This is a genomic window from Brenneria uluponensis (assembly GCF_032395385.1).
In the GTDB taxonomy this organism is placed as follows: domain Bacteria; phylum Pseudomonadota; class Gammaproteobacteria; order Enterobacterales; family Enterobacteriaceae; genus Prodigiosinella; species Prodigiosinella aquatilis.
Genome location: NZ_CP135917.1, coordinates 494,651 through 508,294 on the forward strand (window position 1 = coordinate 494,651; position 13,644 = coordinate 508,294).

Here is a 13,644-nt window from a genome sequence, read left to right on the forward strand (position 1 = left end):
CGCGATATCAATTGCGCTGATGCGGAAACGGTGGCAACTGGCGGAAGGTGTCCTGTAATCCTTCCGACCAGGCTTTGCGGATGGAGGCAAAGTAAGGATCATTTTCCGTAATGCGTTGTTGTTCGCCAATGTTAAAGCTGCCGTTCCGGTAAATCATCACGTCTAGCGGCATACCCACCGACAAATTGCTGCGCAGGGTGGAATCAATGGAAATCAGTGCGCAGCACATCGCTTGCTCTAGTGGCGTGTCGACACGCAGCACCCGGTCGATAATCGGTTTGCCATATTTGCTTTCGCCAATCTGAAAATAGGGTGTGTCGTGGGTGGACTCAATAAAGTTGCCTTCCGGATAGATATGGAACAGGCGCGGTTGCTCATCGCCAATCTGCCCGCCCAGTAACAGGTTACAACCGAAATTGGTGGTGCTGCCACTTTGCTGGGACTGGCTATCACGGTGGATTACTTCACGTATGGTTTCCCCCACCAGCATGGCGGCATCATAGAGGGAAGCGACCTGCATCAGGTTCGGCGTATGTTGTGTCTGGATACGAACATGAAGCAAACTGAGGATACTCTGTGTCGTGGCCAGATTGCCTGCGCATTGAATCACCAGCACACGTTCATTTTCATTATGAAAAACATGAAGTTTCTTGAATGTCGCGATGTGATCAACGCCCGCATTAGTGCGAGAATCTGATGCAAATACCAAACCGTCCGACAGATGCATGGCCACACAGTAGGTCATAGAGTACCTTTTCGTTAACGATGACTATTGCTGCTGTACCTGTTGCTGTCGCTCAAACAGCCGGACCTCAGCTTCGGAAAACATCTCTTCATAACCGCCGCCGAGTCGCGTACCGCGTACCGGGCAGGCATCCAGATAATCCATACCAATGGCCAGCCGCAGATGTTGATGGAGCTGGCAGGTGTTATTGGTGATATCAAAGCTGTGCCAGCGTTCATTCAACCACACTTCTGCCCAGGCGTGCATCGCCACGTGCTGAGTATCCTGACTGTATACATAACCGCTCACATAGCGGGCGGGAATATGCAGGCTGCGACAGCAGGCCAGAAAAACATGGGTATGATCCTGACAAACCCCTTTTTGCATGGCAAAGGCGCTTGCCGCGGTGTCATGCACCTGCGTGGCGCCAGGAGTATACGGCATTTTCAACTGTAATTCCGCCATCAGTTGATGCAGGCTTTCTTCCGCTGCCTGTGGGCGATAGTAACGCTGCGCAAACGCACGGATAGTGCCGTTGGCCTCCGTCAGTGGCGTGGTGCGCAGGAATACCAATGGCGAGAGCGAATCCGTTTCTCCGCCAGCGTAGGCATCTTCTCTGCTATCGGCGATTTCCACTACACCTTGAGCATGAATCGTGATGTCATGGTGTGGATGATCGAGTGTCAGTACATGTAGCACGTTGCCATAGGCATCGGTGGTAGCGACAGCGGAGACGGGGAGTGTCAGTTTCCACTCCTTTATCTGCTGATAGGCGGTGTTCTGCGGTGTCAGACGTAGGTACTGGGTGCTGAACTTCACTTCTTCATCATAGCGATAGTGGGTCAGGTGATTGATGGTAAGCTTCATAACGCCTCCAGATAGGTATGACGAATACTGTCCGCCATCTCGTTGATATTACTGAGAAAATTATTCAGATAAGTTTGCAGATCTTCCGCCATGATGTCGTCCAGCGTGCTGAAACGCAGCGCTACGTTCAACTGGTGGGCAAGGCGTTGGGGAACCCGGGCGCGTTCACTGCCGATGGCTTCCAACTGCTGAACCAGATCGCTGACGCAGGCTCGCAATGATCGCGGCACGTCGTTACGCAGTACCAGTAGTTCGGTCACGGTTTCTCGGCTGACCGGCTGGCGATAGATGCTGTTGTAGGCTTCACGAGCGCTCACGGCCCTCAGCAGCGTATCTAACCGGTAATATTCCCGTACCGGATCGGGATCGTTATTCAATTGCTGATCTTTGATGCTGAGCAGTTGCGCGGTGGCATAAGCACGTTCAATCAGTGTACCGAGGCGGATAAAGCACTGCGCGTCGTTACGCAGTAATGTGCCGAACATGGCGCCGCGGAATAGGTGGGCACGCTCTTTCACCCAGTCAAAGAAGGCGTCTATGCCGATTTTATCTACGCCCTGATGACGCAGATGGCGAATATCAATGCGGGTGGTGTTAATGCATTCCCACACTTCAGACGACAGGCTACCGCGCACCGCGTGGGCGTTGTTCCAGGCCATTTCGATGCAACTGTAAATGCTGCTGGGGTTATGGCTGTCGAGAGCAAAAAAGTTCAGCAGATTATCCATGGAAAACCGGGTGTAATGCTGCTGAAACAGCTCATGGGTATGGGTCAGATTCAGCGGTAACGCCAGATCGCGTTGCTGCTGGCTGTGGCGCGGCATCATGGATAGCTTGTAAGTCACATCCAGTACGCGGGCGAAACTCTCGGCTCGTTCCAGATAACGGGCCATCCAATACAGTTCACTGGCTGTACGGCTTAGCATGATTCGTCCTCCTCCATGACCCAGGTATCTTTGGTACCACCACCTTGTGAGGAGTTCACCACCAGCGAGCCTTCCGTCAGTGCGACACGAGTCAACCCTCCGGGGATCAACCGGATCTCCTCGCCGGAGAGCGCGAATGGCCGCAGGTCGATATGGCGTGGAGCCAGTCCTTCATCTACAAAAGTGGGGCAGGTGGAAAGCGCCAACGTTTCCTGGGCAATGTAGTGGTGCGGGTTGGCCAGCAACCGTAGCCGGAAGTCTTCTATTTGCTGATGCGTGGCGCAGGGACCAACCAGCATGCCGTAACCGCCAGCGCCATGGACTTCCTTCACCACCATGCTGGCCAGATTATCGAGGACATAGCGTAAATCTTCAGCGTTGCGGCACTGCCAGGTAGGAATATTGCCCAGAATTGGTTCTTCAGATAGGTAAAAACGGATCATCTCCGGTACATACGGATAGATGGATTTGTCATCAGCCACGCCGGTGCCGATGGCATTGGCCAGCACCACGCCACCGGTGCGATACACCGACAGCAAACCCGGCACGCCGAGCATTGAATCGGTGCGGAATGCCAGCGGGTCGAGGAAGTCATCGTCGATGCGGCGATAGATGACATCCACCTGACAAGGGCCTTCGGTGGTGCGCATATAGACTGCGCCTTCTTTCACGAACAGATCGGCGCTCTCCACCAGCTCAACGCCCATCTGCTGGGCCAGAAAACTGTGCTCAAAATAGGCGCTGTTAAAACGCCCCGGAGTCATCACCACGACGGTTGGATCGTCCACCGGCGTGCTTTCACGCAAGGTTTGCAGCAGATAGCTGGGATAACGCTCTACCGGTGCAATATGTTGCCTGGCAAACAGATCCGGATACAACCGCATCATCATCTTGCGGTTTTCCAGCATGTAAGACACCCCGGACGGCGTGCGTAAATTATCTTCCAGCACGTAATAATGACCGTCGCTGTTGCGCACCATGTCGATACCGGTGATATGGGCATAGATGTTGTTGTGCAAATCCACGCCCTGCATGCAGGGTTGGTACTGATCGTTAGCCAACACTTGCTCGGCAGGAATAATACCCGCCCTGAGAATATGCTGCTGGTGATAGATATCGTACAGAAAGGCATTGAGCGCTTTGACCCGCTGGCGGATGCCACGATCGAGCATGCGCCATTCATGGGCGGGAATAATGCGCGGGACGCTGTCGAAAGGAATCAGGCGCTCGGTCCCGCCCTCTTCGCCATAGACATTGAACGTAATGCCGACCCGATGAAACAGCAGTTCTGCTTGCTCCTTTTTCTGCTTGATGGCCTGTTGGTCGGTTTGTTGCAGCCATTGCCAGTACGCGTCGTATTGCTGGCGTTGTGTGCCTTCTGCGGTGAGCATCTCATCGTAGTAAGGCGTGGTTGGAAGCGTTATTTTTATCATTGTCATCCTCTGGCATCACGCTTGATGAAGATACAACTGAAATGCAGAAAGCATGCCAGCGTGGCAAATGACGTACTTATCGCTGAGGACAGGGTATTTTTGCACCTGATTGGTGCCGGTACGGCGATCACTGCGCCATAGTGGTGTTGTCCGGTGGGAATAGACGGCGCTGATAGTGCGAAGAGGGCAATGAGTGCACCGAATGAGGATGAGCTGATGAGCCTACCCGAATTTAGTGTTATTCGACTGCCGACTTGACTGGGGAACGCGTGACATCGGCATGTAATCGGGGGGGCTGCTGCCTTCCCCTTGTGAAGGGGAAGGGTTGGCCGGGGTCGGAACGCACGAGGCGTGCCGCTGCCCCTGTGATGCGAGACAAATTAGCCACGCACAGCGATGGCTTCTATTTCTATTTTCACGTCTTTTGGCAGACGAGCGACTTCTACACAGGAACGGGCCGGGAACGGCGCATTATGTTCGGTAAAGAAGGCCTCATAGGTGGCGTTAACCGTGGCGAAATCGTTAAGATCTTTTACAAATACGGTAGTTTTAACGATATCAGACACTTTCAGACCGGCAGCTTCCACAATCGCCTTGACGTTTTCCAGTGATTGACGCGCTTGCGCGGATATGTCGTCGGATACCAGACCGGTTTTCGGGTCTACCGGAATCTGACCGGACGTGAATATCATGCTGCCGAGGTCAACACCCTGAACGTAAGGGCCAATCGCTGCTGGAGCCTGTTCCGTACTGATAATGCGTGACATATTTTCTCCTGATTAAGTCTGAATGAACGCGAACGCTTTTTTTCCAAAAAGCCGGGTACCACGCCATTCTACCTCGTGAGCCGTCAGGCAAAGCAATACCTTTCTGATATTTCTGGTATTGCTTGCTCGCTAACTTAATGGCTGTTCAGTACCGCCTGACGTTCGAATTCCTTCTCACAGTATTTGCATTTCAACTGTACATCACCACCGTCACTGTGCTGTTTCACACTGAATGAAGAACTGACCGGTTCGCTGCGACTGATACAGTTGCTGTTGGGGCAGGTCAGTACGCCATCAATATGATCCGGAAGTTGTGGATGTAACTTACGCACCACATCGTAATTATCGATCTGGTTGACGGTCGCTTGCGGCGCATATATTGCCAACTGGTCGGCCTGCTCTTCAGTAAGGAAAATATTCTCGATCTTGATCAGATCTTTGCGTCCCAGCTCGTTGGACGGCAGGTTGAGGCCGATGGTAATACGCTGATCGGTGGCGGTCAGTTTAAACAGTGTCAGCAGTTTGAAGCCGACCTGAGCCGGAATGTGGTCGATCACCGTACCGCGTTTGATGGCTTCTACCTGTAATTTATTATCATGAGTCATTCTTGTGCTCCTCCTTTACAGAACCAGTTCGCTGTTTAAAACCAATGCCAACAGGGCTTGGCGCGCATAGATACCGTTACCGGTCTGCTGGAAATAATGGGCGTAAGGTGTACTGTCAACATCGGTGGTGATTTCGTCAATACGCGGCAGCGGATGCAGTACTTTCAGATTATCGCGGGCATTGGCGAGGTCGGCCGCGCGCAGAATGAACTGTGATTTGATGTTGATATATTCAGACGGATCCAGCCGTTCTTTCTGCACTCGGGTCATGTAAAGAATATCCACCTGTGGCACGACTTCTTCAATGCTGTCATGCAAGCTGTAGGCGATATTTTTTTCTTCCAGCATCTGTAGGATGTAGTCCGGCATCGCCAGTGCTCCAGGGGCGATGAAGTAGAAACGGTTGCCATCAAATTTGGCCAGCGCCTGAGTCAGCGAATGCACGGTGCGCCCGTATTTCAGGTCACCGACCATGGCGATATTGATACTGTTCAGACGGCCCTGGGTTTCCTGAATGGTGAACAGGTCGAGCAGGGTCTGAGACGGGTGCTGATTGGCACCGTCGCCCGCGTTGAGTACCGGTATGCCGTTGGAAAACTGACTTGCCAGTCGCGCGGCGCCTTCTTGTGGATGACGCATCACAATGGCATCCACGTAGTTACTGATGACCGAAATGGTATCCGCCAGCGTTTCCCCTTTTTTGCCTAACGAGGTATTGCTGCTGTCGGCGAAGCCGACCACGGACGCGCCCAAACGGTGCATGGCAGTTTCAAATGACAGGCGGGTGCGGGTTGATGCTTCAAAGAAGCAACTGGCAATCACTTTATGTTTTAACAGCTCCGGTTGCGGGTTGGCTTTCAGGCTGGCGGCCACTTTCAGCGTCAGTTCCAGATCGTCCCGGCTGAGATCATTAATCGAGATGATGTGTCTTTTATAAAGCGGATTGACCATTTGGTTATTCTCCCCACAGTTAGGCATGGTAAACAGAAATTTTTGCCGCCTGCGACAGGCAAAAAAAAAACCCCTTCAACGAGGGGTTTTTTTCAACAATCGGTAAGGCAACGGAAGGAAAAACGCCGGCTGGCTGCCGGATGGCAGTTGCGGTTGATGACCCACAAAAACAGCAGCGTTAAACATGTCCCCTCCCGGCAAATTGTCCGAAATTATACGCGCAGGGAACGCTAATTCAAGCGGAAAACGCGATTTTTCGTGCATGGCAATCGATTGCGATAGGTACGCTCGCCAATGCTGGGCGGCGTGGTTTGTGTCTGAAATTAAAATGGCAGTCTCGTCACTTTTTGGCCGTGGCCGGCTGGCGGCTGAAACGGAGGAGGAGTATAAATGCCGTAAAGTATCGTTTCATTTTATCGAGGAATGACCATGATTACCGGCAATATTCATCATCTTGAACTGGTTCCTTATCTGCCATTGGAATTGCGTGAGGCTATTGAGTATGTGAAACAGCATATCAATGCTGATACGCCGCTTGGCAAACACGACATTGATGGCAACAAGGTGTTTGTCCTGGTTTCGAATGACAGTACCGATGTGCTGGAAAATCGCCGGGCGGAATATCATGGTAAATATCTTGATATCCAGATCATTCTGAATGGTACCGAAGGAATGACCTTCAGCAACCTGCCTGCGGGTAAGCCAGATGTGGACTGGCTAGCGGATAAAGACATCGCGTTTTTGCCAGCCGGTGAACAGGAAAAGCAGTTTGTTATGCAATCCGGTGATTTTGTGGTGTTCTTCCCGGGCGAAGTGCATAAGCCGCTGTGTGCCGTCGGCGTACCCGCCCATGTACGTAAAGCGGTGGTGAAAATCGACGCATCGCTGGTGATGTAATCTTCCTCTAGGGCGCTGCGGCGCCTTTCTTTTTTGTCATTTCCCCGTCTCTGATCTTCTTGTGTTGCAGCGTTTCCTTCAGATATAGCTGGCTATTGACCCGACACCGATCGGTTAAAAACCGGATACCTGACCGGTGTGAATGCTGTGATGCTTTAATACTTTTTCTCTCCGGAAGTCTTTGGATGTGATCTGCGCCAAAGATCGCGTAGCGGATCAATTAAAACCGGTTGCGGAATAGTGATGCTTCAGGCAGCCTGAAACCGGTTTCATTATCATGGCGACAGATCATCAGTAATCAAAAAGGTGACACTATGGCTGGGATTAGAGATTACGCAACATTAGCGAAAAACATCCTCAATGAAGTAGGTGGACAGCAGAACATCGTCAATTTTTCTCGCTGTGCTACTCGCTTGCGTCTGGTACTGGGAGAAACGCCCGCCGGTGCCAAGGCGAGGATCCAGCGTCTGCCGGGTGTGATCGCCGTAGTGGAAAACGGTGGACAGTTTCAGGTGGTGATCGGTACGCATGTGGATGAGGTTTATCGCCATATGGCTGATCTGGTTGGCGATAATCACAGGGCTGCCAGTGAGCCGAAACGTCGTGTACTGGATACCGTGATCGCCACGATGTCGGCTGTGTTTGCTCCCATTGTCTACATTCTTGCCGCCGCCGGGATCCTGCAAGGGATGCTGATTGTGGCGACGCAGTTTTCCGATACTTTCACTACCACCGGTACTTACCGCGTACTGAATTTTATGTCGTGGACGCCGTTCGCGTTTTTGCCGGTATTTATTGCCATTACTGCGTCCCGCCATTTCCGTTGTAATACCTATATCGCCGTGCTGTGCTGTTGTGCGCTGATCAACCCTGAATGGACCACGTTGGCTGGGAAAATCGCCGCCGGTGAACACATAACGCTACTGGGATTGCCGCTGGCGAAAACCGTCTATACCGCCTCGGTGCTGCCACCGTTATTTCTGGTTTGGGTATTGGCATGGGTGGAGCATCGGGTAGTGAAATGGCTACCTGAAGTGGTGAGAGCTCTGTTTACCCCATTGATCTGTTTTGTGATTGTGGTTCCGCTGACGTTGCTGGCCATCGGTCCGGTGACCAGCTGGGCGGCGAGTGGTATTGCGCTTGGTTATAATGCGTTGTTTCACGCTTTTCCGGCGTTGGCAGCCGGCATTATCGGCGGTGTGTGGCAGATCATCGTGATCTTCGGTGTGCACTGGGGGATCACGCCCGTCGTCCTGGCTGATTTCGATATAAATGGTCACGACTCATTTCAAGCATTTCAGACGGTTGCCGTAGTAGGACAGATGGCTGCTGCTTTTGGGTGTTTCCTGAAAACACGTAACCGGGAATTGAAAACCCGCGCCATGTCAGCGGGAGTGACTGCTATCTTCGGCATTACCGAACCGGCTATCTACGGCGTGACGCTACGTTACAAAAAACCATTTATCTGTGGCTGTATCGGCGGGGCGGTAGGCGCGGTGGTCACCAGCCTGTTTGGCTCGCTGTACTACGCCTATGCCGGATTGCCCGGCATCCTGACCATCATTAATGCCATTAGCCCGTCATCCCCCATGTCATTTATCGGGGAACTGGTGGGATGTGGTGTGGCAATTGTGCTGACTATTGGAATGGTGATGGTTGTTGGGTTTGATGATCCGGTGGATGAAATACCGGTGACACTGGTGGCTGAGATGACCACATCTGAAACGACGTTGTCGGCATCGGGTAATCAACCCACTGAGTAAAATAACGCTTTGTTGTGTGTGGTGTATTGCCGTCATTTCCGTATGGCGGCGATTTGGACGAAAAGGTGGAGAAAATGAGCCAATTACCGGAAGGTTTTTTATGGGGTGGCGCAGTGGCGGCTCACCAGTTGGAAGGTGGCTGGGATGAAGGGGGCAAGGGCGTCAGTGTGGCGGATGTGTTGACGGCAGGGGCGCATGGCAAGCTCCGTCGTATCACGGATGGCGTGGTGCCAGGGGAAAATTATCCAAACCATGAAGCGATCGATTTTTATCATCGTTACAAAGATGATATCCGGTTGTTCGCCGAGATGGGATTTAAATGCTTTCGCACCAGCATTGCCTGGACGCGTATTTTCCCTAATGGTGACGACAGCGAGCCTTGCGAAGCCGGGCTGCAGTTTTATGACGATCTGATCGATGAACTGCTGAAATATCAGATTGAGCCAGTGATGACCCTCAGCCATTTCGAGATGCCGTTGCACCTGGTGAACGCGTATGACGGCTGGATGAGTCGCAAAACGCTGGATTGTTTTGTGCGTTTTGCCACCACGGTGATTGAACGTTACAAGCACAAAGTGAAGTACTGGATGACGTTCAATGAGATCAACAACCAGAAGAACGTATCGGCGGAGATCTTTGGCTGGATGTGTTCCGGGGTAACATTCCCGGTGAAGGAAAAGCCTGAGGAAGCCATGTATCAGGCGGTACATCACCAATTTGTCGCCAGCGCGCTAGTGGTGAAAAAAGCCCATGAAATCAATCCTGAGTTGAAAGTAGGCTGCATGTGTTCCTTCGTGCCGTACTACCCATACTCCTGTCATCCCGAAGACGTGATGCTGGCGATGGAATCCATGCATGACCGCTTCTATTTCTCGGATGTACATGCGCGTGGGCACTATCCTGGCTATGCCAAACGAGAATGGGCGCTCAAGGGCTATCATATCCATATGGAACCGGAGGATGAGCAGATCCTGCGTGAGGGTAAGGTGGATTACATCGGCTTCAGCTATTACATGTCCAACGTGGTGAAACATGATGTGCAAAGTGACATCGTCGCCAGCATGGACGGTAGTTCTGAACACTCGGTACCGAATCCCTACCTGCAAGCTAGTGACTGGGGATGGCAAATTGACCCGGTCGGTTTGCGTTATGCGCTGGTGACACTTTATGAACGTTATGAAGTGCCGCTTTTCATTGTGGAAAACGGGCTGGGTGCCGTAGATAAGCCAGACGAGAAAGGTTATTGCCATGATGATTACCGAATTGATTATTTACGGGCCCATATTGAGGAAATGAAAAAAGCGGTCTCCATTGATGGCGTGGAACTGATGGGATATACCCTGTGGGGATGTATCGATCTGGTGTCATTTACAACGGGAGAGATGGCGAAACGCTACGGGTTTATCTATGTTGATAAACATGACGATGGTACCGGGCAGCTAAATCGGGTACCGAAGAAGTCGTTCTATTGGTATCAAAAAGTTATCGCTTCTAATGGTGATACCATGTAAATGGCAAGGCAAAAACAGCAGTGTTAATGCTGTTTTTGCCAATGCACCATCTAAAACTGCTGGCTTAATGTCGCGACCATCACTGCTTTGATGGTATGCATGCGATTTTCCGCCTGATCAAACACAATACTGTGCGCAGATTCAAATACTTCCTCCGTGACTTCCATCCCACCATGCAAGCCATACTGCGCGGCCATCTGTTTGCCGATGGTGGTCTGATCGTCGTGGAACGCCGGTAAACAGTGCAGAAATTTCACCTGCGGATTACCGGTGGCGGCGATCATTGCCATATTGACCTGATAGGGCTTCAACAGGTTGATGCGCTGTTGCCAGACCTCCTTCGGTTCACCCATGGAAACCCATACGTCGGTATAAATAAAATCGACATCCTTCACCCCGGCCGCAACATCTTCTGTCAACGTGATGGATCCACCTGTCTTGGCCGCCGCCGCCTGGCATTCGGCTACTAGTCCAGCTTCTGGCCAGTAGGTTTTTGGCGCAATAAGACGCAGATCCAACCCGGTGAGTGCTGCCGCTTCCAGCATGGTATTCCCCATATTGTTACGGGTATCCCCAACGTAGGCCAGCTTCATGCCAGACAAAGATTTGCCCGGCAAATGTTCCTGCATGGTCAGCAGATCTGCCAGTAACTGGGTCGGATGGAATTCATCAGTCAACCCGTTCCATACCGGTACGCCGGAAAATTCCGCCAATGTTTCCACCAGATGCTGGCCATAGCCACGATACTGAATACCGTCATACATCCGGCCCAGAACCCGTGCAGTATCTTTCATTGACTCTTTATGACCGATTTGGCTGCCGCTTGACCCCAGATAGGTGACCTGTGCTCCCTGGTCGTATGCAGCAACTTCGAAAGAGCAGCGAGTGCGGGTCGAATCTTTTTCGAAGATGAGTGCGATATTTTTACCTTGCAGGTGGCGGACCTCGGTGCCGCTTTTTTTATCGGCTTTGAGTTTCATTGACAAGTTCAGCAGGCTTTCTATTTCTGTCGGTGTGAAATCCATTAATCTCAAAAAATGACGTAAGTAAAACGGGTTCATGATGTTCTTCTCCATGTGGCTCAACATGTGTAGTTGAATTAAAATTCACTTTATATGTGTAATTATTCAATTTCAAGTGGTGGGGTCAAACTTTCTGGTGGAGGCGGGTGCGGGCCTGTGGGACAATAACCCGACATTTTCTCCGATTTAACGAGGACTGAGGCATGGCAAACCGCGAATTGCTGGAAGAACAACGTGAAGAGACGCGCCTGATCATTGAGGAGTTGCTGGAAGATGGCAGCGATCCTGATGCGCTCTACACCATCGAACACCATTTCTCAGCCGAGAAATTTGAAGACCTGGAAAAAGTAGCGGTAGATGTATTCAAATTAGGTTATGAAGTTACCGATGCCGAAGAGCTGGAAGTCGAAGACGGTGTCATGCTGATGTGTTGTGATGCGATCAGTGAACTGGCGTTAAAAGCCGAACTGATCGACGAACAAGTGGAACAGTTACTGGATTTGGCTGAACGTTACCATATTAATTACGATGGCTGGGGCACTTACTTCGAAGGTGAGGATGACGAAGACGAAAGTGATGAAGATGAGGATTTTTACGACGAGGATGATGATGGTAAACGCCATTAATCTTGCTGGTTAGCGTTTTGTCTGGCGCTGCACCATTTTTATTGGTGCAGCGCTGGTCTGCTGGCTGAGTATTATCAGCGAAAATTATATATCAATCATAATTGCTTCAGCATTCTCACTTCACAATCAGTATGCCCGGTGTTCCCCATGGCACAGGGAATATGCCGGAATCCCAGTTTTTCATACAGAGAAATCGCGTTGGTCAGGTGTGAGGTCGTTTCCAGATAACAACGTTGAAAGCCTTGGCGGCGAGCAAAATCCAGCGCCTTCAATGCCAGCTGTTTCGCCATTCCCTTTCCGCGCGCTACCGGCAAAAAATACATTTTCTGCAGTTCGCAGATATCCTTGTCCCCACCGGATAATGGTGCGATACCGCCGCCGCCAACGATTTCATCATCATATACCACCAGCCAGTAAGCACTTTTCGAACGACTGTATACCTGGAACAGAACATCCAGATCAGGATCCGAAATGGTATAGCCCTTATCGGCTGTTAGCCCAAACTCGGCAGAAACGCGACGTATCACACTGGCAATGGCAGCGTTATCGCTTACGGTGATGGGACGCAGTTGAAAAGGGGCGGAAGCTACAGTTGTCATGGTGTTCACTCTTGTTATGTCTATCACTTCTCGTGCCGATATTAAGCGAACTGCAACACCATTACTACCTTGCGCGACGACTGGGGAAAAACGGTTAATATTTGACCGTATCACATCAGAACTGTTTTGATACAAATAGACATGAATACGACATGTTATCTGATGGTGTTCTCTCTGGCGAAACGTAATAATGAGCATTATCTTTTGCAAAGGGAATATGTCAATGTCCCCATTGATTATCACTGTATTCATGTTAACGCTCAGTAATGTGTTTATGACCTTCGCCTGGTACGGGCATTTGCGTTACTTTAGCGGGCGAGCCTGGATCATCGCCGCATTGGTCAGTTGGGGCATTGCACTGTTTGAATATTTGTTACAGGTACCCGCCAATCGTATTGGCTATCAAGTGGCCTCGGCCGGACAGCTTAAAATAGTGCAGGAAGTCATTAGCCTGGCGGTATTTATTCCTTTCTCGATGATTATTTTGAAAGAGCCATTTCGCACTGATTATATTTGGGCAGGATTTTGCTTGCTTGGCGCGGTGTTTTTTATGTTCCGCCATAAAATAATGGGATAATGATCACCCAGCCTATTATTTTATATGCCGAGATTCGGTTTCAGTTAAATAGTGATTAAAATGAAACCATTTTCAATAAAAAATAAGCAGTTCAGAATGATGCTATAGCTATTCTTTTACTAAGTCTCATTAAAATATCACTTACTGCATCGCCTGAATGATTAATCCAGATTAGTTTTTTAACGGTAAAATCGTAGCGTTTCGATTCCATAGAGACTTAATAGATTTCAAAATGCAGGAAGGCGGCAAGAGAGCGTTTCGATGAACTTATTCAGGTAAGCGATTCGGGTGAACGAACACAGGCCAACACCATTGCGACTTGAAAATGACGAGTATGGATTGCCAGCAATTTAAACGGTCTGCGAATGCAGACCGT

The 13,644-nt window shown here is 50.7% G+C and carries 14 protein-coding genes; 5 read left to right on the top strand and 9 right to left on the bottom strand.

Going from position 1 to position 13,644, the window contains the following annotated elements; translation table 11 throughout:
* Positions 1-7: 7 nt before the first annotated feature.
* The 7 genes from RS889_RS02395 to pyrB form a co-directional block, all read right to left on the bottom strand.
* Entirely contained in the window at positions 8-745 is a 738-nt protein-coding gene (locus RS889_RS02395; RefSeq protein WP_021017331.1) for a proteasome-type protease, read from the bottom strand.
* Between the two features lie 24 nt (positions 746-769).
* Positions 770-1,591 (bottom strand): transglutaminase family protein, encoded by an 822-nt coding sequence (locus RS889_RS02400; protein ID WP_315709172.1) that lies wholly within the window; start codon positions 1,589-1,591, stop codon positions 770-772.
* Positions 1,588-2,517: an alpha-E domain-containing protein gene (locus RS889_RS02405; RefSeq protein WP_315709173.1), complete on the bottom strand. Its 930-nt coding sequence runs from the start codon at positions 2,515-2,517 to the stop codon at positions 1,588-1,590. The genes RS889_RS02400 and RS889_RS02405 overlap by 4 nt, the downstream gene beginning before the upstream one ends.
* On the bottom strand, positions 2,511-3,950 hold the full coding sequence (locus tag RS889_RS02410) for a circularly permuted type 2 ATP-grasp protein (RefSeq protein WP_021017328.1): 1,440 nt from the start codon (positions 3,948-3,950) through the stop codon (positions 2,511-2,513). The genes RS889_RS02405 and RS889_RS02410 overlap by 7 nt, the downstream gene beginning before the upstream one ends.
* 380 nt (positions 3,951-4,330) lie before the next feature.
* The gene (gene ridA / locus RS889_RS02415; protein ID WP_021017327.1) at positions 4,331-4,717 is read right to left on the bottom strand and encodes a 2-iminobutanoate/2-iminopropanoate deaminase; all 387 of its coding nucleotides are present in this window, start codon (positions 4,715-4,717) and stop codon (positions 4,331-4,333) included.
* A gap of 134 nt (positions 4,718-4,851) precedes the next feature.
* A complete protein-coding gene (pyrI, locus tag RS889_RS02420) occupies positions 4,852-5,322 on the bottom strand; it encodes an aspartate carbamoyltransferase regulatory subunit (RefSeq protein ID WP_021017326.1) in 471 nt (156 codons plus the stop codon).
* A gap of 15 nt (positions 5,323-5,337) precedes the next feature.
* Positions 5,338-6,273 carry an aspartate carbamoyltransferase gene (pyrB, locus tag RS889_RS02425; protein WP_021017325.1) on the bottom strand — a complete coding sequence of 312 codons (936 nt, stop codon included), beginning with the start codon at positions 6,271-6,273 and terminating at the stop codon, positions 5,338-5,340.
* A gap of 429 nt (positions 6,274-6,702) precedes the next feature.
* Here pyrB and RS889_RS02430 point away from each other — a divergent pair, with 429 nt between their 5' ends.
* The 3 genes from RS889_RS02430 (at position 6,703) to RS889_RS02440 (ending at position 10,444) form a co-directional block, all read left to right on the top strand.
* Positions 6,703-7,170, top strand: a complete 468-nt coding sequence (locus RS889_RS02430) for a NanQ anomerase/TabA/YiaL family protein (RefSeq protein ID WP_315709174.1) — start codon at positions 6,703-6,705, stop codon at positions 7,168-7,170.
* A 314-nt stretch (positions 7,171-7,484) separates the two neighbouring features.
* On the top strand, positions 7,485-8,933 hold the full coding sequence (locus RS889_RS02435; RefSeq protein ID WP_315709175.1) for a PTS transporter subunit EIIC: 1,449 nt from the start codon (positions 7,485-7,487) through the stop codon (positions 8,931-8,933).
* A 74-nt stretch (positions 8,934-9,007) separates the two neighbouring features.
* Entirely contained in the window at positions 9,008-10,444 is a 1,437-nt protein-coding gene (locus RS889_RS02440) for a 6-phospho-beta-glucosidase (RefSeq protein WP_315709176.1), read from the top strand.
* Between the two features lie 50 nt (positions 10,445-10,494).
* Here the strand turns inward: RS889_RS02440 and argF are convergent, their stop codons facing one another.
* On the bottom strand, positions 10,495-11,505 hold the full coding sequence (argF, locus tag RS889_RS02445; protein ID WP_315709177.1) for an ornithine carbamoyltransferase: 1,011 nt from the start codon (positions 11,503-11,505) through the stop codon (positions 10,495-10,497).
* Positions 11,506-11,669: 164 nt separating this feature from the next.
* Here argF and rraB point away from each other — a divergent pair, with 164 nt between their 5' ends.
* Positions 11,670-12,092, top strand: coding sequence for a ribonuclease E inhibitor RraB (rraB, locus tag RS889_RS02450; protein ID WP_021017319.1), 423 nt, complete (start codon positions 11,670-11,672; stop codon positions 12,090-12,092).
* Between the two features lie 95 nt (positions 12,093-12,187).
* On the opposite strand, the gene RS889_RS02455 is transcribed toward rraB, so the two are convergent.
* On the bottom strand, positions 12,188-12,691 hold the full coding sequence (locus RS889_RS02455) for a GNAT family N-acetyltransferase (protein ID WP_315709178.1): 504 nt from the start codon (positions 12,689-12,691) through the stop codon (positions 12,188-12,190).
* A 223-nt stretch (positions 12,692-12,914) separates the two neighbouring features.
* On the opposite strand from RS889_RS02455, the gene RS889_RS02460 reads away from it, so the two are divergent.
* Complete coding sequence (locus RS889_RS02460; protein WP_021017317.1) at positions 12,915-13,268, top strand: DMT family protein; 354 nt, start codon at positions 12,915-12,917, stop codon at positions 13,266-13,268.
* The last annotated feature ends 376 nt before the right edge of the window (positions 13,269-13,644 follow it).